Raw genomic sequence first — 20253 nt, 5'->3', positions numbered from 1 at the left:
TCTTTAGATGATGGCTTTACAAGAGAGGCTGGGAAGGAATAAGACCATACTGGCTAATTTTTCCTATCTGAGTTTGCTGCAGGTATTCGCTATTCTATTTCCATTGCTTACCTATCCTTACTTGCTTCGGGTTATAGGCTTGGAATTGTATGGCGTGATCATATTCGCTCAATCTATAATAAACTATGTATCGCTGGTGATCAACTTCGGGTTCAATATGTCCGGAGCGAGGAACGTGGCGACTTACAAGCAGGATAGGGCAAGATTATCCCGGATCGTCACATCCATTTATTGGTGTAAGTTCATTTTATGGCTTGTTTGCCTAGTCCTGTATTTATCGGTCATCAGTATGGTTCCGTTCTTTGAGGATCATTATTGGGTGTATATTCTTTCTTTTCTGTTGACATTCAACGAGCTTATGTTGCCCATCTGGTTCTTTCAAGGGATTGAGAAAATGAAATATATCACATTCGTAAACCTGTCTGCCCGCCTGTTGTTTGTGGTTGCCATATTCTTGTTTGTCCATCGGCAAGAGGATTATTTGCTGGTTCCCTTGTTAAATGGGATCGGAGCTATACTGGCTGGTTGTCTCTCTTTATATATCTTGTTGGGAAAAGAGAGAGTAAGGTTTTCTTTGATACCGGTAAGGGAATTGCGATCGACCTATAAAGAGAGCTTGCCCTTATTTGTTTCGATCCTGTCCACACAGATTTATGTGAACGTTAATAAATTGGTGATCGGTTCTTTTCTGGGGATGTTGGAGGTTTCCATTTATGATATGGCGGATAAGGTGCTTCTTTTGATGAAACTCCCAGCCTCCATGATAGCGCAAGCCGTTTTCCCGAAGATCTCCCGTGAACAGAATATTCGTTTTATCAATCATGTGATGTTCTTATCGGTAGGGATCGCTTTACTTTTCTACATTAGTATGTTCTTCGGTAGTGACTGGTTGGTGTATCTTCTCGCCGGAGAACACATAGAAGAGGCTTCTGTCATTATGCGATTGCTGGGAATCTCCGCAATCTTGACATCTATCAATGGTTTCTTTGGAGGAAATCGTTTGGTCCCGCTAGGTTATTCGTTTGTGTATATGAGAGTGATGGTTGGTAATTGTCTGTTTTTCCTAACGGCTATAGGCTTGTTGTGGCTGACAGAAAGTATAACCATGTATACGGTTACAGTGATGGTTGTAGGGGTGGAAGTGTTTTGCTTTGTGTCGTTGGTTTATAGGAACTGGCAGTTAGGGTTGTTGGGGGTGAAAAGATAAGGTTGATTTGAGAGATACTTGATGTGGGAAAGATGGAGTGGAATGAAATATGATTAAATATACGGTTTGTTGAAATGTGTGATAAGAAAGATAATTTTATAGAATAATCTTGTTGTTGTAGCATTGTTTTATGCTGTTGCTTGAAAACCGTAGAAATACATAAATATACTCTAATAATTGGTCTATGCAGATGTGTGTAGTTGTGATTTTGTTATTTGTTTTAATGCCTTTTATGTCTTTTTATTTTGTAATTGCTGAAGTGTATAATAAGAGGAAATATTCATATTATTTATTGTTTGTTTTGATGGGCTTGTTTTCTATGTATTATTTCCCCTATCAAGATCAATATAGATATATGGAGGGGTATTTGTTCCTTCAAGATAAAAACTTTAGTGATGTTTTTATTTATGATAATATTGTATTGTATTTTCTGAATTTATTTGATATATTTATGTTTGTATTTTCTAAGACAGGTATTAGCTATGAGATATTTAGATTTATAATCGTTGTTTTATCATATATGCTGGTTTTTGTTACAGTTAAAAAGACGTTGAAAAAAATGAATTGTAATAGTGATATTTGTTTTTTGTCTTTTTTAGTTATTTTCTTTTCTGTTCCATATTTTATTATATGTTCCGGGTTTAGAACAGGATTTGGTGCTTGCATTTTATCTGTTGGAGTATATTGTTTATATAGTTTAAAAAAGAGAATAGGATTGTTACTTGTTCTTGTTTCTTGTTTGATTCATTATATGTATTTTATCTATTTTGGATTGATATTATTTTCTTTCTGTGTTGGCAGATTGACGAAAGTTAAAATTGTGTTTTTCTTGATTATATCATTGTTTTTGCAATGTTTATTGCTTAAAATTAGTGGAAGTCTAGATTTTGAATATTTATCGTTAATAGGGAATGGCGATTATTCTGATTATGTTCAAGGAGAATGGGGACTTAATTATGGATGGAATGCAAAAAAATTTATTTCTATCATGGCGATGTCTTGTTTTCCTTTAATTGTACAAGTATTCTTTTTTAGAAAAATGATTAATGATAGTGGTTTTAGTAAACTTATCTTTTTGAATGTTTTGTTTTATATTATAATCTCTCCATATAGAATTCTTTTGTCAAGATATAGTTGGTCCCTTATTTTATTGATAAATATATATATACTTTATCATATATATGAGTATTGTCGAATGAGAAAAATGATGCTTTTGATTATTTTGACAACATTGATTATTTCTTTTTCTGCTTCTTGGAGAGTGAATCGTTTTTCTATGCCGTTTAGTCGCCAAGAAGAACTTTTATATAAACCATTACCATTGTTGCTGATGAATAGTTATAGTTTGAAAGAAGCATCTATTTATCTTTCAGTCGATGGTGAATTTAGATAGCCTATTTATGAATGATTTGGTTTCAATAATAGTACCAGTTTATAATTCTAGTCCTTATTTGAAGGATATGTTATGTTGTATTGTGTCACAAACATATCAAAATTGGGAATTGATATTAGTGGATGATCATTCTAGTGATGATTCATTGGAAATAATTAAAGAATTTCAGAAAAATGATGATAGGATAAAGTTATATATAAGAAACAGATTGCCTAAGGGAGCTCAGACTTGTAGAAATATTGGCTTTGATTATTCAGTAGGAGATTTTATCATTTTTTTTGATTCTGATGATTTAGTTGAAAGTTTTTGTTTGGAGCAAAGAGTTTCTTATCTGAATCTATATAAAGACTGCGATTTTTTGACGTTTCCTGCAATCGGTTTTGTGAGAAGAAAATACGACTTGAATTCGTTTATAAATGGTGTAGATAGGCATGTAGATACTCTGTCTTTATTCCTGTCGAGGAGAATTCCGTTTGTTGTTTGGAATAATATTTATAGAAGAAAAAGTATAATAAATCTGAGTTTGTTTTGGGATGAGGAGATCTTATCTTTTCAAGATTCGGATTATAATATTCAATCTATTTTAAAAGGATCGAAAATGAAATTTATTGATGCTCCTGTTGATTATTATTGGAGAATGGGGGGTAATCAAAAATCTATTCATAAACAAATAAATAAGAGTTTAGATCATTTATATTCTCATTGTTGTTTTTTTAAAAAGATGTCATCTGTTCCTACTCTTTGCAATACGGATAAATATGATTTCTATATATTAAATTACGCTTTGTATTTTATAAAACTAAGTGCTATATATAATTCTAGTGAATGTTTTGATAATATAGTTGATAATGAATTGATAAGATCTAATAAATTTTTCTATTTTAGATTGCAATTTGTAAGATCTATCTTGTTGAATAAGATACATAATATATATGTTTGTAAAATCATTTTTTTATTATTTTTTCCTGTAAGGCAAATTTCTAATTTTATATATCGAATCTTATTTGAATATGAGAGTATGAGAATTTTAAAAAGTAGAATCTAATGCTTCTTACTTATTCTTTTGACATTTTTGATACCTGCCTCGTCCGGAAATGTGGATCTTCGGATAATATCTTTTGTATATGGGCTGATCGTGCGTTGGGGAAGGTTGATAGATCTTATCTGAAAGATTTGATTAATTCCCGTTTAAACGCAGAGAAAACTGCGCGGAGAAATTCCGGCAAGGAGGATGTCTCCTTGGATGATATATACCGTAATCTTAGCTTGGAATCTTTCCCGAATTTGTCGAAACCAGCTCTTAAGCGGTTGGAACTGGAGGTGGAGCGTGAGAATTTATCTCCAGTGCGGCAAGCTTTGGATCTGATTCGGAACTATCGGAAAAAGGGTAAGCGGATATTGTTCATATCGGATATGTATTTGCCTTCCGATTTCCTGAAATCTCAATTGCGGAGATTTGGTTTCTGGGAAGAGGAGGATCGTATATATGTATCCGGAGAGATCGGCTTAACAAAGCATTCTGGGAATTTATTCCGGTATATTCAAAGAGAAGAGAGGATATTGAGATGTTCATGGATACATGTAGGGGATAATACATATAGCGATTATTATGTACCTAAGTCTATGTTTATACGGTCAAGGAGGATTTATCATCCTTATACCTCTTTCGAGAATCTGTGGCAGAATGATATGTGGTCTCCCTATAAGAAATTCTTGCCTTCTTATTTGTCGGGATTGGCTCGGGCTTATCGATTGTCCCTTCCCGCTTCGGATCGTTTGGCTTTTTTCGTGGACGTGTTGTTGGTTCCTTATTTCTTGTTTGTGTATAAGGTTTTGCGTGATGCCAAGGATAGAGGCGTGGACAATCTGTTTTTTTTGGCTAGGGATAGCTTCGTTTGGTATCGGATGGCGTTGAGGCTGCGCCATTTGTTTTTGGGGATGAATTTTCATTATCTCTATATATCGAGAAAGGCCGTTTTTGTTTCTTGCTTGTATGACTTGTCGGACTATGAGCTTGAGTTGGTCTTTTCTGATACGATAGGCTATACTCCTCGGCAGTTGCTTTCCTCGTTGGCCTTGGAGGAGGACGAGATGCTGCAGGCCTTTTGTGCGGATGAGTTGGATGAGCCTTTGGATTCGGGAAAGCGAGTGCGGTTTTATGACAGGATAAGGTCTTCTTCCCTAGCCAAGATTTTATTGGAGAAGTCCGGGGAGGCTAGGCGCCTGCTATTATCCTATTTGCGGCAGGAGGGGTTCTTGGGCAGCGAAAAGCCGGGGATCGTGGATATCGGCTGGAAGGGCAATACGAACCGTGTGCTTAACTATATATTGCGTCGGGAGGAAGACACGAACGCTTACTTGTCGTTTTTCCTGGGGGTGAAAGAGACCCGCCATCCGATCGCGAGCATAGGGGATTATGAGGCGGGATATTATTTCGAGGATTATCTTGATGAGCCGGAGTATGCCTATAACTTGTTTGCCTTGGTATATGTATTGGAGAATTATTTCTCGGCCTCGGACGATACCACGCTGTCGAGGTATCGAGAGGAGGATGGGACGATATATCCCGAATTCTCGCCCGGTATCATCTCTGACGCTTCTAAGGAGAAAAATCAATATATCTTGCGTTTGACGGAGGGTTTCCTGGATCTCATAATGGAGTCCGGTTTATTGCGATACGATCCCTCCTCTCTCTTCGGAGACGTAGGGGTGCCCACCTTGCTCCGTTTGGCTTCCCGCCCGTCGATGGCGGAGCTGCGGGTCTTGAGGGAGCTTACCTTCAATGATATTTATGTAGGTGACAGGAAGGTCGTTCTGAAGATGTATCCATGGACTATCTGCGACTATGTGCTCAAGAAGCTGAAGAACAGGAAAAACGATAAGTATATATTCACATGGTTTGACGCCTCGATTATTTATACCTATGGATTCCTGTCCGGGCCTATATTGAAGTTAAAGAAAAATATATTATCAGATTCATTGATTCATTTATTAATCAAAAAGGTAATTTCATTATGGAAATAAAAGAGTTCATTCAAAATTTCGCCGATCAGTTCGATGATACTGATGCAAGCGTGTTTACTTCGGAAACGAAGTTCAAGGAGTTGGAAGAGTGGTCCTCGTTGACGGCCTTGTCCGTGATCGCCATGATAGATGAGGAGTATGACGTGAAGATCAAGGGTGACGATGTGCGTAATTCGCAAACGGTCAATGATCTTTACGAAATCGTTAAATCCCGTCTCTGATGGCTTTTCTGGAATTCAAGAATGTACGGATCTCCGGTATCTCAGCTGGAGTTCCGAAACATATCGAGTACAATAAGGATTATCCCTATTTTGAGGCAGGTGAGGCGGAGAAATACATCGCCTCCACCTCCATTAGGGAGAGGCGTATCGCTGATCCCGGGGTTTGTTCCTCTGATCTTTGCTATTCGGCTGCGGAACGTCTTATAGAAGACCTAGGTTGGGATAAATCGGAGATTGAGTGTTTGTTGTTTGTCTCTCAAACAGCGGATTATATATTACCGGCTACGGCCTGTATTTTGCAGGAACGTTTGGGATTGCCCGAGAGTTGCTACGCCATGGATATATCCTTGGGCTGCTCTGGTTGGGTTTATGGTTTGAGCGTGATCACTTCCCTATTGTCTACAGGACAAATAAAGAAAGGCTTGCTTCTTTCCGGGGAGATCTGTCATTTGCAATCCTCACCATTGGATAAGAGTGCCTATCCCTTGTTTGGGGATGCCGGAACCGCCACGGCTTTAGAGTATCAAGTAGGATATGAGCCTGTCCGTTTTTATTTTTCTACAGATGGAAGTGGGTATGAGGCTATCATTATCCGTGATGGGGGTTATAGACATCCTTTTGATAACCAATCATTGGATGTTTATACGACTCCAGAAGGATTACGAAGGACACGTTTAAACACGGAGATGGATGGCATGAGCGTTTTCTCGTTCGGGATAACGAAGGCTCCTCAAAGTTTTAACCTGTTGATGGAGCGCTTCTCGTTGGATCGAGAGTCCTTGGATTATTTTGTGATGCACCAAGCTAATTATTTCATGAATAATAAGATCCGGAAGAAATTAAAATTACCGGAGGAGAAAGTGCCTTACTCCATGCCTCTTTTTGGCAATACGAGTAGTGCCTCCATACCTTTGACGTTGGTGACAGCCTGTTCGTTGAGAACACGGAGGAGTAAGATCGCAGTTTGTGGTTTCGGGGTTGGTCTGTCTTGGGGAACCGGTTATTTCGAGTTGGATGAGAATGTAGTGATAAGTGATTTGGTCGAAATATAAATAATTATGAGTTATAATCCATATTCATTAGAAGGAAAGACAATATTGGTAACGGGAGCGTCTTCTGGTATAGGAAAAGCTACGGCCATTGAATGTTCGAAATTAGGAGCTAGAGTTGTAATTACGGGACGTGATGAGGCTCGGTTACAACAGACTTTAAGTTCACTAGAAGGAGAGGGGCACGTTGTGATTACGGCTGATTTGGGAGAAGATGATGGGATACGATTCTTGGTAGAGCGAGTTCCTGTTTTAAACGGCATTGTACATGCGGCTGGTATCAGTGATACGGTTTTATTTCAATTCTTAAAGAAAGAGCGATTGGAGAATATATTCAACATAAACTTTTTTGCACCAGTAGTATTATCGCAATTATTATTAAAGAAAAAATTATTACAGAAAGGGGGATCTATTGTTTTTTTGTCCTCGATAGATGGCCCGGTTACTGCGCATATTGGAAACTCTATGTATTCAGCAACAAAAGGGGCTCTTTCTGCGATGATGCAAAACATGTCTATAGAGTTGGCTTCTAAAGGAATTCGGGTTAATGCTGTCTTACCGGGAATGACTGAAACTCCTTTGATACATAATGATGATATTACTCAAGAACAACTGAATAAAGATATGGAGCTTTATCCTTTGAAACGTTATGCGGATCCCCGGGAGATAGCGTGGGCAATAATCTATTTATTGTCAGATGCAAGTACATTTACTATAGGTGCCAGCCTTGTTGTCGATGGAGGTTTTACGATTTTATAGGTTATGGCGATACTGAAATATACGGATGTGGGAATTCATTCGGTCTCAGCTTGTGTTCCCAAAAAGATTGTACGAAATTCGGAGTTGGGTTATCTGATCCCCCAAGAGGATTTGGATAAGACCATCCATTCCATCGGTATTCGTGAGAGGAGAATAGCGGAGTGGGATGTTTGTTCCTCCGATCTGTGCTGTAAAGCTGCGGAGCGGTTGCTCTTGGAGCATGGCATCGATCGGGACTCTATCGGGGCTCTGATCTTTATCTCCCAGACTCCGGATTACCGTCAACCGTCCACCGCGCCTTCCTTGCAGGATCGTTTGGGCTTGCCGAAAACGGTGATGGCGTTTGATATCAACATGGCTTGTTCCGGATATGTGTATGGATTATCCATCGCTTATTCCTTGGCCTCGCAGGATGGGATAGGACGTGTCCTTTTGCTGGTGGGAGAGACCATGTCCAAGACCGTATCGGATCATGACAAGGTGACGACACCGTTGTTCGGTGACGCCGGTACCGCCACGTTGATAGAGAAAGGCGAGGGGTATGGCCCCTCCTGTTTCGTGCTTCATTCTGATGGGGGGGGCTCGGATATGCTCCGCGTGCCGTACGGGGGATACCGAAATCCTAGTAGCGCAGAGGGATTTGAGCGAAAAGTGGATGAGGTGGGGAATATCCTTGGCGGTGAGCAGTTGCACATGCGTGGAATGGATGTCTTCAATTTTGGTCTTAGGGTTGTTCCCTCGGGCATAAAGGAGATATTGAAAATCTTGGATATGAGGGTCGAAGATATGGATATGATCCACTTCCATCAAGCCAACCGTTTCATGACGGATTTCTTCGCCAAGAAATTGAGGTTCCCGTTGGATAGGGTACCGTATAGCTTGGAGTATTTTGGCAATACTAGTGCCGCCTCCATTCCCTTGAACATGGTCCATACCATGTATGACGGCAGTTTCCCGAGACGGCGGCATGTGCTTATGGCCGGTTTTGGGGCGGGCTTGGCCTGGGGAACGGCTTATCTTTCCTTGGAAAATCTAAGAATCTCAAAGCTGATAGAATATTAAGATGAGATATTATATATTTCGGAACAACACGCTTGAGCCTTTGTTCGGGAATCTGGATGCTCGTTACTCCGGCTATGGGGATATCTCCTCGCTGGAAGAGGGAGCGGATCGCTATATCTGGTTCTACCAGGTCCCTTTCGGGTTTGATAGGTGCCGTGTGGCGGAGGAGGTGTTGTCCTATATCGATAAGTTGAGGTGGGTAATAGAAAAGATACCGGCACATAAGAGCGTGCTGGTCTTCTCCTTGGTTGATCTTTGTCCGTTTCAATGGGCCGGTTCAGAATGGGAGGTACAGGAGAGCATAGAGACCTATAACAAGTATCTACGCTCGCTCGCCTCGGAGAGGAGTAATGTCCGGTATGTGGATCTGCCGGATTTCACTCGCCGTTATTCTTCCAGTCAATTATTTGACTGGCGTTTCTATTTTATTTCCCAAATGGGCATTAACCCTAAGCTGGCTTCCGACTTTTCTTGCTGGTTTGAGGATCGTTTGAGGGAGATAAGCCTCTGCCGGAAGAAGTGTCTGGTATTGGATCTGGACAATACGCTTTGGGGGGGAGTCCTCGGGGAGGACGGTATAGATGGAATAAAGATAGGAGGTGATTATCCGGGCAAGGCGTTCCTGTATTTTCAGGAAGGCTTGTTGGAACTGGCCAAGAGAGGTGTCATACTGACGATCTGTAGCAAGAACAACGAGCGGGACGTGTTGGATTTGTGGGAGAAGAATCCTTTCGTGTTGTTACGGAAGGAACATTTCTCGGCTTGGCGTATTAATTGGCGGAACAAGGCGGATAACATAAGGGAGCTTTCGGAGGAGCTGAACATAGGTCTGGACAGTCTCGTCTTCGTGGATGATAACCCGACGGAGCGTGAGTTGGTCCGCCAAATGCTTCCGATGGTGGAGGTTCCCGAGTTCCCAAAACAGTCCTATATGCTACCCGATTTCTTGATCTCCTTGTCGGATCGTTATTTCCGTGTCTATTCGGTGACGGAGGAGGATCGGCGGAAGACCGAGCAGTACAAGGCGAATGCGAGTCGTACACAGGAGCGAAAGAAATTTGTGGATTTCGATCAGTATCTACAGAGTCTGGAGATCGAGATGAGAATCGAACCGATGAACTCATTCAATGTTTCCCGTATTGCCCAGATGACTCAGAAGACGAACCAGTTCAACCTGACGACCCGAAGGTGCTCGGAGTCGGATCTCATGGGATTTTCCTCGGAGGGCTGGTTGATCTATTGCCTTTCCGTCAAGGATCGTTTCGGGGATAATGGGATAACCGGAGCGGTATTGTTGAGACCTATCGATGGGGGGTATGAGATCGATAGTTTCTTGCTCAGTTGCCGGATTCTGGGGAAAGGGATAGAGGAGGCTTTCTTGTCCGGTATTCTTAATATACTGAGGAATAGAAGTGTTAAGCTCGTAAAAGCGTCTTATATTCCGACAGCTAAGAATATGCAAGTTTCAGGCTTCTATGAGCGAACCGATTTTGTCTTGGATAGCCAGGATAAGGACGGAAGCAAGTTCTACCATTTGAACATGGGTGCGGAGATAAAAATCCCATCCTATTATAAAATAACATATTGATAGTATGGAAGAAAAGATATTGTTCGTATTAAAGAACGTGCTAGGATTGGAGAGTGCGACAAAAGCGTTATCCCAACAGAACTGTGATAAATGGGATTCCTTGCGCCATTTGAATTTGATCGTGGAGTTGGAATCCGAGTTTGGTGTCGAGTTCGATCCGGAGGAGATCTCCGGGATGAAGTGTTTCGAGGATATAGAAAGGGTATTAACGCAAAAACTGTGATATGGATTCGGTCGTGAAAAAAACCGGAGAGTTATCCGATGCGGAGATAGAGTCCATAAATACACTCTTTTTCGAGGTATTTGGCTTGCAAAGAGATATCCTTACGGTTCGTGAGGAGTGTTTTAATGCTCCATTGGGATATTCCGTACATAGTTTGATGTATGACAAGGGCCTCTTAGTCGCTTATTATGTATATATGCCTTTTTATTATAAGAAGAAGGTTGAGAAATTCATTGCGGCTCTAGGTTTTGATTCAATGGTAAAGAAGGAATACCGGGATTTCTTTACTTTTTATGAGACGGAAAGGGCTTGTTGGCCTTGTCTCCGAGGCATAGGGTGCAAATTGTTGTTTGGTTTCCCGAATGACGAGTCTTATCCGGTGATGATAAAAGGGTTTAAGGTAAAGGATATAGGCCGTTTGACCACTTATATCCTTCCGATCAAGATTGGTCCGATCATTCCGAGGATGAGATGGCTTGATCCTTTCTTTAGACTTTTTTCTTGGTCTTTGATCAAGATGTCCCATTTATCCAAAGGGAAAAAGATTCGTTCCTTTGTTTTTGAGAAGGATCGTGAGTCTTTCGATAAAGTCCGTTATAGATGGAATAAGGGGCAATATGAAATACGGGATATAAAAGGCTGTAAGTATGTTTATCGAATAGAGGATCATAAAGATCGCCATCAAAATTTTAATCCAGTTAAGACCGCTTTTCTTTTAGATGTATATCCTATGAACCGCTCAAATTTTGAGTTTGCGGTACGATCCATATACCAAGAGCGATCAAAGGATATTGATTTGATCATGTATGTGGGGGATTTAGATTTTGTTCCGGTTTCATTGATTAAGATACCTCATAGATTTGAACCTAAACATTTTCATTTTACTTGTAATTTGATTGACAAATCATATTTTGATGATACTCTATATGATATAAAGAATTGGGACGTGAATTTGTCAAGTTATGATTTAGTTTGATAAAGGATGAATATCTTGACTTTCGACATCGAAGACTGGTATAATTGTGATTTTATATCAGAGGATTTTGACTGGGATAGACACGAGGTTCGCATATATCAAGGGGTGGATCGCATTTTGGAGGAGTTGGATAAACGAAACTTGAAAGGGACGTTTTTCTGTTTAGGTTGGATAGCCGAAAGGCATCCTGGTGTGATTCGTTCTATCCAAAAGCAAGGGCATCATATTGGTTGTCATTCGTATCAGCATGAGTTATCTTTTCGCTTCAATGAAAAAGACTTCAAAAGGGATACTGCTATGGCTAAATCGTTGATAGAAGATCTAATAGGGGAAGAAGTGAACGCCTTTCGTGCTCCGGGGTTCTCGATTACTAAAAATAATACGTGGGCACTTCGTTGTTTGGGAGAGTTGGGGTTCGAGTATGATTGTTCTATGTTCCCTGCCCCCCATGATTATGGTGGAATGCCTAGTTATGGAATGGGTGTTCCGAAACGGATAGACTTGGGTTTCGGTGGGTTTATCAAGGAGTTCCCTATTAATATACAAGCAATATGTGGAAAATATATCGTTTTCTCGGGAGGAGGATTTTTCCGTTTATTTCCTTATTGGCTGATTGATTATTGGGCTAAGGATTGTACCTATATGATGACTTATTTCCATCCTCGTGATTTTGACACGGGGCAACCGATTATCCGATCCTTGCCTGTTATGAGACGATTTAAAAGTTATGTGGGTATTAAGGGTGCTTTTGGTAAATTCCAACGCTTGTTGAGCCATTATGACTTTATGAGTGTAAAACAGGCTGACTCTATCATAGAATGGGATAAGACTCCGTTGGTCAAGTTGGAAGACTTGAAATGACATGCCGTAAATAAATTCACGATGAATATATTAATAACAGGGATCCACGGTTTTGTGGGTTCCAATCTGGTTGTTGCCTTGAAGGAGCGTCATGGCCTCTATGGTTTGGATATTGTTACCCCGGAAAAGGACGGTGTGATAAAGACTTTTTCTTGGGATGACTTAGATAAGGAGATGCCGGAATTTGACGCGGTGATCCATTTGGCGGGGAAAGCGCATGATACTAAAAATAGGAATGCCGCAGATACTTATTTTAAGATTAATACGGGATTGACCCAACGAATTTTTGATTGGTTTTTGGCTCGGCCTTCTATCAAGAAATTTATCTTTTTTTCTACGGTAAAAAGTGCGGCTGATTCTGTACAAGGAGATATACTAACCGAAGAATGTGTACCTGTTCCCATAGGACCGTACGGTGAAAGTAAAATCAAGGCTGAGAACTATATCATCGAGAGGTTTGCGCCTGAAGCGTTAGGCAATTTGTATCATGCGTTTGGAGATAGTTCTATCTATCCCGGCAAACAGGTATATATCATGCGTCCTTGTATGATTCATGGCCCGGGAAATAAGGGGAATTTGAATCTGTTATATAATGTAGTGAGTAAAGGGATTCCTTGGCCGCTTGGGGCATTTGAGAATCGTCGTTCATTCACTAGCGTACAGAACCTCTGTACAGTGATAGAAGGTTTCTTGACTCAAAAGGTAGAGAGCGGCATCTATCATATGGCTGATGACGATCCGTTGTCTACTAATGAATTAATCGAGGTGATTTGTGAGGCGTTGGGTAAGAAGACGAGAATTTTGTATATCCCTAAAGGGGTAATGAACGTGATGGCAGAGATGGGTGGATGGCTACATCTTCCACTCAATCCGTTTCGTATGCAGAAGCTGACAGAGAATTATGTGGTAAGTAATGCTAAAATAAAAAAGGCTTTGGGGTTACAAAAGATGCCGGTATCCGCAAAAGAGGGATTGGCTTGTACTATTCTTAGCTTTAAGAAGTGATAAGATATGAACGGCTTACTTTATGTGCTGATTTTCGCTTTGCTATTTTTTGCGGAGCTTTTTTATTTCCATATAGCGGATAAGTTTAATATCATTGATAAACCCAACGAGCGCAGTTCTCATGCCTCTATTGTCTTGAGAGGTGGTGGCGTTATCTTTTTACTGGGTTTATGGACATGGGCTTTCTTTTTTGGATTTTCTGCGCCGTGGTTTCTTATGGCCGTTACCTTAATTGGGGGCGTAAGTTTTATAGATGATGTACGTAGCTTGCCTGATTCTGTGCGTTTGGTGGCCCAATTCATTGCCATGGTGATGATGTTTTATCAATTGGATATATTGCGCCTGAATATGTGGAGGGTGTTGTTGTTGGCGCTTATCGTTTGTGTGGGAGCTTCGAATGTCATTAATTTCATGGATGGTATAAATGGCATTACGGCTGGTTATTCTCTATCAGTATTGCTTCCATTGATGCTGGTAAACGAGAAGTCCGGTTTTGTTGATCCGTCTTTGATCTACGTTTCGGCACTTAGTGTTTTGGTGTTTTGTCTTTTTAACTTTCGTCCCAAGGGAAAGGCAAAGTGCTTCGCCGGAGATGTAGGTTCTATAAGTATAGCCTATATTTTGCTGTTTATGATAGGCAGTCTGATTATTAAGACAACGGACGTGACTTACTTGGTCTTTTTATTGGTTTATGGTGTGGATGGTTGTTTGACGATAATACATCGCATTCTACTGCATGAGAATCTAGGTCAAGCGCATCGTAAACACACTTATCAGTTGATGGCGAATGAGCTTAAGATTGGTCACGTTAAAGTGTCGTTGGTATATATGTGTTTACAGTTGGCGGTTTCTTTGGCATTTATCTATGTGATACCTGATACCGTAACGGCACATTGGTTGTATTTGTTGGCGGTAGTAGTGGTGGTGGCGTTGTTGTATGTGGTATTTATGAAAAAATACTATTGTTTGCATGAAGAATATTTAGCTTCGATTATAAAAGAGAATTAAGTTATGGTTTTTATGTGGATTTTACTTGCTTACATGAGTGATACCCCCCTGATCCTTATGTGCTAAGGATATGGCCTATATCGTTAATTGTTTAAAGAAAAATATATTGAGATTATTATGAGTCTTTTTTCTCGACTATCTACCTGGTACTTTTCCAAGAAATCCTTACCCTATTGGGGTATTATCTTGCTGGATTGCTGCTTGATCTTATTTTCCGGCTTATTGGTGTATACCTTGAATAATGGTGTGTTGTCGACCTTGGATATCTTAGGACATCTATTGGTCACGCTGTTGGTATGCCTGATTCCTTATCTGGTAGGCTTTCGCCTGTTCCATACCTATTCGGGGATTATACGTTATTCCTCTTTCGTGGACTTGCAAAAGGTGGGATTCGCCGTCTTGTTTGGCTTGATTTGCGTAGTCGTGTTTCAGGTGTTGACGGACTTTTCTCCTTATTTGGTGTATATCCGTAAACGGGATCTGATCCTCTCCGCGTTGTTGGCTATGAGCTTGATGTGGATGATGCGTGTGTTCGTGAAATATTTTTATGTAAGTACTTTTCGTGTGGCTAAGGCGGAACGAGCCTTTATCTATGGCGTGAAGCAAGGTGGGGTCAGTTTGGCGAAAAGTATCCAGAATCAAGATCCGGCCCGGTTTGTACTGGCAGGGTTTATCTCGGATCTGACAGAGATAGGGAATCGGTATTTAATGGGAGTCAAGGTTTATCCGAATAACGAGGATTTGATTGGTGTGATGAGAAGGCTGCAAGCCGATGTTTTGTTGGTATCTCCCTTAAAGGTTGAGGCGATCCGGAATAATCAGGAGATGGTGGACAGGCTGATCAAGGCGAATATAAAGATCTATATGACTCCTGCCGCCCAAGAGTGGGACGGGAGGAGCGACTTGAACCATACCCAGTTGAGGGAGGTGAATATAGAGGATTTACTGCCCCGTGATAAGATCGAGATAGACTTGGAGGCGGTGAGGGAGCAGCTTACCGGTAAGCGGATTCTGATAACAGGAGCCGCCGGGAGTATCGGTAGCGAGATCGTGCGGCAGGTGGCCCAGTTCGCCCCGGAACGTATGGTCCTGATAGATCAGGCGGAGACTCCCTTGCACGATGTCCGCTTGATGATGGCTCGTCAGTGGTCGAATATAGAATCCTATACGGTTGTGAGCGATATTTGTGTGCGTGAACGCATGGAGGAGTTGTTCGAGGAGCATCGTCCGGATTATGTGTTTCATGCCGCGGCTTACAAGCATGTACCTATGATGGAGGATAATCCGGAGGAGAGTGTCCGCAACAACGTGGACGGTACCCGGGTGATCGCAGACTTGGCGGTGAAATACGGCACGAGGAAGTTCGTTATGGTATCGACTGACAAGGCGGTGAATCCCACGAACGTGATGGGCTGCTCGAAACGTATTTGCGAGATCTACGTGCAGAGTTTGGATCAGGCTATCAAGGATGGGAAGGTGAGCGGTCGCACGCAATTTGTGACGACTCGTTTCGGCAATGTGCTGGGATCGAACGGCTCCGTGATCCCGTTATTCAAGGAGCAGATCAAGCGGGGCGGTCCTGTTACGGTGACGCACAAGGATATCATTCGTTTCTTCATGTTGATACCGGAGGCTTGTAAGCTGGTCCTAGAGGCCGGTACGATGGGTAATGGGGGTGAGATCTTCGTGTTCGATATGGGTAAACCTGTACGGATCGTGGATCTGGCTGAGCGTATGATCCGTCTGAGCGGGGTGAAGGGAATCGAGATCCGGTTCACGGGATTGCGAGACGGGGAGAAGTTGTATGAGGAGGTACTCAATGAGGAGGAAACCTCCAAGCCTACTTTTCATCCGAAGATCAAGATCGCCCAAGTCCGTGCGTATGACTATGCTGACGCCAATTTGCGGATTGATGCCTTGGTACATGCTTGTGCCGTGGAGGGGGATATGCAGATCGTGAAGCGGATGAAGGAGATCGTTCCTGAGTTCAAGAGCCAGCATTCTAAATATGAGGTGTTGGATGAATAGAGCGAAATAAAAAGTAAATTATGGATTTATCCGTGAGGGCCTATGCTATTAATGTTGATTTAAATATAGCGTCAAAAAAGAAGAGCCTCCCCAGAGGCATTTGCAAGAAAAGAGAAAGAACCATGTGGGTTTTGTGATGAAAAGATAGGATGATAGAGATTTTGTAGAATCGATATAAGGTCAAGGTTTTGTACCGGTCTTCTTTTCCCGTAAAGGGATTTAGAAGGCCGGTTCTGTTTTTATATATGTATTTGAAAATCCGTATGTAAGTACGGTGTCCGGCCATATGCGGCGCAGGGATAAACATTCCCCCTGCGTTCGCATGATGAAAAAGATCTATGAGCGTTTGAGAGAGAGATTGGGGCATAAGCCCACGGTGAAGAATTTTGACGCGTTCTTGGTAACGTTGGGGCCGGATGAGCGGGAGTCTTGGAAAATGGATGTGTGTAGTTTGGGATATGGGGATTATTATAGGAAGATGCCCGGGGCGTACCGTAAATTTATCCGGAAGTATATGGAGCATGACCGGGAGTGCGAACGGTGTTATATACGTAAGTATACGGTGCGTGGTGATTTGTTGTATTCCCCATTTCGTCCGGAACTCTTGTTGGAGCTAGTGAAGCTTGTGGAGTTTACGGATCGTGAGACTCCCCCTTCCTCCTTGGAAATAGCCTCTTGCCTGTTGATGGGGTTTGATTATCCGGGCTCGGTGCGTGGCTTGGCTTCTCATTTGCGAGAGGCGGGGCATTCTGCGGAAGCAGTCTTGGTGCTCGCTGGAAAGAGGGAGGTGACGGATGAGTTTTAAAAGAGATATGGATTTGAATGTTAGTTAAGAATAGCAGGTTTTTATTGTCTTTGAAAAGAGGTATTTTTGGTTTTTTTTATTTTTAATTAGTTGAATATTACTTGTTTGATGGATAAAACTACGAACGTTCGTCTCTTCTGGGCCATCTTACCTTTGTGTCGTGCTCCATAAGGGGTATATAACCATAAAAATTAAAAGATATGGCACAAGGTTTTAAGTTGGTGTTGCGTCCGTCGAAGCCGGGCGAGAAGGATTCAGAGAAAAAGTTTTATGCGGTGTCGAAAACGAATGGTACCTCTAGTATGAAAACGCTATGTAAGTTGATCTCGGCACGTAGTACGGTGTCGTCGGCAGATGTGAAGGCGGTATTGGATAACCTTAATTTCGTGTTGGATATGGAGCTTCAGGAGGGGCGTATCGTAAGGCTCGGCGATTTCGGGAGTTTTCGGATCTCGGTGAGCAGTGATGGTGTAACAGATAAAAAGGATTTCAATTCGAGTATGCTGCGCCCGCCGCGTATCATTTTCACTCCGGGAGGTGAGTTGAAGGATACGAAGAAGACACTGGAGTACTCACGGATCTCCCAAGATGGTACCACTGCGGAGGCTGGTGGCTCTGATAGTGATAGCCCGAGTGAGATTTAACGTGCAACTGGTAATGGCCGTGCTACTTTGCGTGGCCGGCCTTACCTTAGTGTTCTGTGGTTTTTGGGTGGCTCCTTCCGGTGAGATAGATAACAGCGTACTGGTCGCATTTGGGGAGATCTGCACGTTTGCCGGCGCGCTGTTTGGGGTGGACTACTCTTATAAATTGAAAATTAAGGATTGAAAATTTGAGTTAAGATGGAAAAGGATGAGAAGAGATTGACAGAGCATTTTCGTATGGACGAGTTTGTTTATAGTGCGATGGCGGTGGAACTTGGACTTAATAATGCGTTGCCTTCGGAGGTAATACCGGCGATACGGAATCTAATGGTGCGGTTGTTGGAACCTTTGCGTATATATCATCGACAGCCTATGTATATCATGAGTGGCTATCGAAGCGAAGAGTTAAACCGATTGGTGGGAGGTGCCCCTAGCTCGCAACATATGAAGGGGGAGGCGGTAGACATTTACACGGTGGACCGCAACCGACTATTGGAGGACTTGGTGGCAAGCCGCCTGAATTTTGATCAGGCGATCCTTTATCGTACGAAGGGATTCATACATCTTTCATTAAAAAAACATGGGGTGAACAGAAAACAGATTTTATTTAAAGAGGAGGGGGTATGAGTGGATTTTGGAAAAAAGGATACTATATATTGTGTTTTATCGTACGTACATTATATAACTTGTTAAGCCTTGAAAAAAAGCCTAAAAAATAATGCCCGATAAATTTGGATCGTATGTTTTATAGCATTACTTTTGCACCCGCTTTCGAGAGAGAACGGCGCTTCAGAAATGATGGAAACGTGGAGGTATCCTTGGGTAGGGGATGAGGTTGGCTGGGCCAAGCGATAATTTCCAACCGCCCGGAGATCGACGAGAGAAAATAAATCGAGAATTTTTCACCGAAAAATTTGGAGATTAAAAAAAAGTCCTTACCTTTGCAGCCGCAATCGAGAAACGATAGCGACAAGAGTTCTTTGAGAGATTTACATAATTCAACAAGTAGTACAAGTATTGGAGAAGAGATTCTCCGGATTAATACCGTCAATAGAAGTATGACTTTGGACTACGATAAACGGATTCCGGAGCGAGGATATTAAGAAACAATTTAAACAACGAAGAGTTTGATCCTGGCTCAGGATGAACGCTAGCGACAGGCTTAACACATGCAAGTCGAGGGGCAGCGGGGGTAGCGATACCCGCCGGCGACCGGCGCACGGGTGAGTAACGCGTATGCAACTTGCCTATCAGAGGGGGATAACCCGGCGAAAGTCGGACTAATACCGCATGAAGCAGGGGCCCCGCATGGGGATATTTGCTAAAGATTCATCGCTGATAGATAGGCATGCGTTCCATTAGGCAGTTGGCGGGGTAACGGCCCACCAAACCGACGATGGATAGGGGTTCTGAGAGGAAGGTCCCCCACATTGGTACTGAGACACGGACCAAACTCCTACGGGAGGCAGCAGTGAGGAATATTGGTCAATGGGCGTAAGCCTGAACCAGCCAAGTCGCGTGAGGGATGAAGGTTCTATGGATCGTAAACCTCTTTTATAAGGGAATAAAGTGCGGGACGTGTCCCATTTTGTATGTACCTTATGAATAAGGATCGGCTAACTCCGTGCCAGCAGCCGCGGTAATACGGAGGATCCGAGCGTTATCCGGATTTATTGGGTTTAAAGGGTGCGTAGGCGGCCTTTTAAGTCAGCGGTGAAAGTCTGTGGCTCAACCATAGAATTGCCGTTGAAACTGGGGGGCTTGAGTATGTTTGAGGCAGGCGGAATGCGTGGTGTAGCGGTGAAATGCATAGATATCACGCAGAACCCCGATTGCGAAGGCAGCCTGCCAAGCCATTACTGACGCTGATGCACGAAAGCGTGGGGATCAAACAGGATTAGATACCCTGGTAGTCCACGCAGTAAACGATGATCACTAGCTGTTTGCGATACACTGTAAGCGGCACAGCGAAAGCGTTAAGTGATCCACCTGGGGAGTACGCCGGCAACGGTGAAACTCAAAGGAATTGACGGGGGCCCGCACAAGCGGAGGAACATGTGGTTTAATTCGATGATACGCGAGGAACCTTACCCGGGTTTGAACGCATTCGGACCGAGGTGGAAACACCTTTTCTAGCAATAGCCGTTTGCGAGGTGCTGCATGGTTGTCGTCAGCTCGTGCCGTGAGGTGTCGGCTTAAGTGCCATAACGAGCGCAACCCTTGCCACTAGTTACTAACAGGTAAAGCTGAGGACTCTGGTGGGACTGCCAGCGTAAGCTGCGAGGAAGGCGGGGATGACGTCAAATCAGCACGGCCCTTACATCCGGGGCGACACACGTG

Annotated in this window: 19 protein-coding genes and 1 rRNA gene (1 of these 20 cut by a window edge); all 20 read left to right on the top strand. The window is 42.5% G+C overall.

Annotated elements, in window-relative coordinates; translation table 11 throughout:
- The first annotated feature begins 7 nt into the window (after positions 1 to 7).
- Complete coding sequence (locus CI959_RS02375; protein ID WP_057316644.1) at positions 8 to 1267, top strand: oligosaccharide flippase family protein; 1260 nt, start codon at positions 8 to 10, stop codon at positions 1265 to 1267.
- Between the two features lie 184 nt (positions 1268 to 1451).
- Positions 1452 to 2660 (top strand): EpsG family protein, encoded by a 1209-nt coding sequence (locus tag CI959_RS02370; RefSeq protein ID WP_057316642.1) that lies wholly within the window; start codon positions 1452 to 1454, stop codon positions 2658 to 2660.
- The gene (locus CI959_RS02365; protein ID WP_057316640.1) at positions 2644 to 3705 is read left to right on the top strand and encodes a glycosyltransferase family A protein; all 1062 of its coding nucleotides are present in this window, start codon (positions 2644 to 2646) and stop codon (positions 3703 to 3705) included. The genes CI959_RS02370 and CI959_RS02365 overlap by 17 nt, the downstream gene beginning before the upstream one ends.
- Entirely contained in the window at positions 3705 to 5684 is a 1980-nt protein-coding gene (locus tag CI959_RS02360) for a hypothetical protein (RefSeq protein ID WP_057316638.1), read from the top strand. Before CI959_RS02365 ends, CI959_RS02360 begins: the two co-directional genes overlap by 1 nt.
- Positions 5675 to 5905 (top strand): acyl carrier protein, encoded by a 231-nt coding sequence (locus CI959_RS02355; RefSeq protein WP_036630811.1) that lies wholly within the window; start codon positions 5675 to 5677, stop codon positions 5903 to 5905. The genes CI959_RS02360 and CI959_RS02355 overlap by 10 nt, the downstream gene beginning before the upstream one ends.
- On the top strand, positions 5905 to 6957 hold the full coding sequence (locus CI959_RS02350; RefSeq protein WP_036630813.1) for a 3-oxoacyl-ACP synthase III family protein: 1053 nt from the start codon (positions 5905 to 5907) through the stop codon (positions 6955 to 6957). Before CI959_RS02355 ends, CI959_RS02350 begins: the two co-directional genes overlap by 1 nt.
- A gap of 6 nt (positions 6958 to 6963) precedes the next feature.
- Positions 6964 to 7713, top strand: a complete 750-nt coding sequence (locus CI959_RS02345; RefSeq protein WP_036630816.1) for an SDR family NAD(P)-dependent oxidoreductase — start codon at positions 6964 to 6966, stop codon at positions 7711 to 7713.
- A gap of 3 nt (positions 7714 to 7716) precedes the next feature.
- On the top strand, positions 7717 to 8775 hold the full coding sequence (locus CI959_RS02340; RefSeq protein WP_036630818.1) for a 3-oxoacyl-ACP synthase III family protein: 1059 nt from the start codon (positions 7717 to 7719) through the stop codon (positions 8773 to 8775).
- 1 nt (position 8776) lies between these two features.
- Positions 8777 to 10363, top strand: coding sequence for an HAD family hydrolase (locus tag CI959_RS02335; RefSeq protein WP_057316637.1), 1587 nt, complete (start codon positions 8777 to 8779; stop codon positions 10361 to 10363).
- Positions 10364 to 10367: 4 nt separating this feature from the next.
- Entirely contained in the window at positions 10368 to 10586 is a 219-nt protein-coding gene (locus tag CI959_RS02330; protein WP_009018662.1) for an acyl carrier protein, read from the top strand.
- A 1-nt stretch (position 10587) separates the two neighbouring features.
- On the top strand, positions 10588 to 11562 hold the full coding sequence (locus CI959_RS02325; RefSeq protein ID WP_057316635.1) for a hypothetical protein: 975 nt from the start codon (positions 10588 to 10590) through the stop codon (positions 11560 to 11562).
- A 6-nt stretch (positions 11563 to 11568) separates the two neighbouring features.
- The gene (locus CI959_RS02320) at positions 11569 to 12423 is read left to right on the top strand and encodes a polysaccharide deacetylase family protein (RefSeq protein WP_036630381.1); all 855 of its coding nucleotides are present in this window, start codon (positions 11569 to 11571) and stop codon (positions 12421 to 12423) included.
- Between the two features lie 21 nt (positions 12424 to 12444).
- Positions 12445 to 13428 (top strand): NAD-dependent epimerase/dehydratase family protein, encoded by a 984-nt coding sequence (locus tag CI959_RS02315; protein ID WP_036630383.1) that lies wholly within the window; start codon positions 12445 to 12447, stop codon positions 13426 to 13428.
- A gap of 6 nt (positions 13429 to 13434) precedes the next feature.
- Entirely contained in the window at positions 13435 to 14436 is a 1002-nt protein-coding gene (locus CI959_RS02310; protein ID WP_057316633.1) for a glycosyltransferase family 4 protein, read from the top strand.
- A 117-nt stretch (positions 14437 to 14553) separates the two neighbouring features.
- A complete protein-coding gene (locus tag CI959_RS02305; RefSeq protein WP_036633058.1) occupies positions 14554 to 16464 on the top strand; it encodes a nucleoside-diphosphate sugar epimerase/dehydratase in 1911 nt (636 codons plus the stop codon).
- Between the two features lie 322 nt (positions 16465 to 16786).
- Positions 16787 to 17269 carry a hypothetical protein gene (locus CI959_RS02295; protein WP_008777799.1) on the top strand — a complete coding sequence of 161 codons (483 nt, stop codon included), beginning with the start codon at positions 16787 to 16789 and terminating at the stop codon, positions 17267 to 17269.
- A gap of 200 nt (positions 17270 to 17469) precedes the next feature.
- Positions 17470 to 17913 carry an HU family DNA-binding protein gene (locus tag CI959_RS02290; protein WP_009276830.1) on the top strand — a complete coding sequence of 148 codons (444 nt, stop codon included), beginning with the start codon at positions 17470 to 17472 and terminating at the stop codon, positions 17911 to 17913.
- The gene (locus CI959_RS21275) at positions 17903 to 18097 is read left to right on the top strand and encodes a hypothetical protein (RefSeq protein WP_127908265.1); all 195 of its coding nucleotides are present in this window, start codon (positions 17903 to 17905) and stop codon (positions 18095 to 18097) included. The genes CI959_RS02290 and CI959_RS21275 overlap by 11 nt, the downstream gene beginning before the upstream one ends.
- 14 nt (positions 18098 to 18111) lie before the next feature.
- Positions 18112 to 18540 (top strand): D-Ala-D-Ala carboxypeptidase family metallohydrolase, encoded by a 429-nt coding sequence (locus tag CI959_RS02285; protein WP_011965907.1) that lies wholly within the window; start codon positions 18112 to 18114, stop codon positions 18538 to 18540.
- A 488-nt stretch (positions 18541 to 19028) separates the two neighbouring features.
- Positions 19029 to 20253, top strand: a 16S ribosomal RNA gene (locus CI959_RS02275); it runs 300 nt beyond the window's last position.

The organism is Parabacteroides sp. AT13 (genome assembly GCF_002272965.1).
Taxonomy (GTDB): domain Bacteria; phylum Bacteroidota; class Bacteroidia; order Bacteroidales; family Tannerellaceae; genus Parabacteroides; species Parabacteroides distasonis.
Note: the sequence above shows the minus strand (reverse complement) of the source record. Positions and strands in the feature narration are given on the sequence as shown.

Excerpts from the sequence above, each read along its gene's own strand:
- CI959_RS02375 (WP_057316644.1), top strand. The coding sequence starts at position 8 with ATGATGGCTTTACAAGAGAGGCTGGGAAGGAATAAGACCATACTGGCT.
- CI959_RS02370 (WP_057316642.1), top strand. The coding sequence starts at position 1,452 with ATGCAGATGTGTGTAGTTGTGATTTTGTTATTTGTTTTAATGCCTTTT.
- CI959_RS02365 (WP_057316640.1), top strand. The coding sequence starts at position 2,644 with ATGGTGAATTTAGATAGCCTATTTATGAATGATTTGGTTTCAATAATA.
- CI959_RS02360 (WP_057316638.1), top strand. The coding sequence starts at position 3,705 with ATGCTTCTTACTTATTCTTTTGACATTTTTGATACCTGCCTCGTCCGG.
- CI959_RS02355 (WP_036630811.1), top strand. The coding sequence starts at position 5,675 with ATGGAAATAAAAGAGTTCATTCAAAATTTCGCCGATCAGTTCGATGAT.
- CI959_RS02350 (WP_036630813.1), top strand. The coding sequence starts at position 5,905 with ATGGCTTTTCTGGAATTCAAGAATGTACGGATCTCCGGTATCTCAGCT.
- CI959_RS02345 (WP_036630816.1), top strand. The coding sequence starts at position 6,964 with ATGAGTTATAATCCATATTCATTAGAAGGAAAGACAATATTGGTAACG.
- CI959_RS02340 (WP_036630818.1), top strand. The coding sequence starts at position 7,717 with ATGGCGATACTGAAATATACGGATGTGGGAATTCATTCGGTCTCAGCT.
- CI959_RS02335 (WP_057316637.1), top strand. The coding sequence starts at position 8,777 with ATGAGATATTATATATTTCGGAACAACACGCTTGAGCCTTTGTTCGGG.
- CI959_RS02330 (WP_009018662.1), top strand. The coding sequence starts at position 10,368 with ATGGAAGAAAAGATATTGTTCGTATTAAAGAACGTGCTAGGATTGGAG.
- CI959_RS02325 (WP_057316635.1), top strand. The coding sequence starts at position 10,588 with ATGGATTCGGTCGTGAAAAAAACCGGAGAGTTATCCGATGCGGAGATA.
- CI959_RS02320 (WP_036630381.1), top strand. The coding sequence starts at position 11,569 with ATGAATATCTTGACTTTCGACATCGAAGACTGGTATAATTGTGATTTT.
- CI959_RS02315 (WP_036630383.1), top strand. The coding sequence starts at position 12,445 with ATGAATATATTAATAACAGGGATCCACGGTTTTGTGGGTTCCAATCTG.
- CI959_RS02310 (WP_057316633.1), top strand. The coding sequence starts at position 13,435 with ATGAACGGCTTACTTTATGTGCTGATTTTCGCTTTGCTATTTTTTGCG.
- CI959_RS02305 (WP_036633058.1), top strand. The coding sequence starts at position 14,554 with ATGAGTCTTTTTTCTCGACTATCTACCTGGTACTTTTCCAAGAAATCC.
- CI959_RS02295 (WP_008777799.1), top strand. The coding sequence starts at position 16,787 with ATGATGAAAAAGATCTATGAGCGTTTGAGAGAGAGATTGGGGCATAAG.
- CI959_RS02290 (WP_009276830.1), top strand. The coding sequence starts at position 17,470 with ATGGCACAAGGTTTTAAGTTGGTGTTGCGTCCGTCGAAGCCGGGCGAG.
- CI959_RS02285 (WP_011965907.1), top strand. The coding sequence starts at position 18,112 with ATGGAAAAGGATGAGAAGAGATTGACAGAGCATTTTCGTATGGACGAG.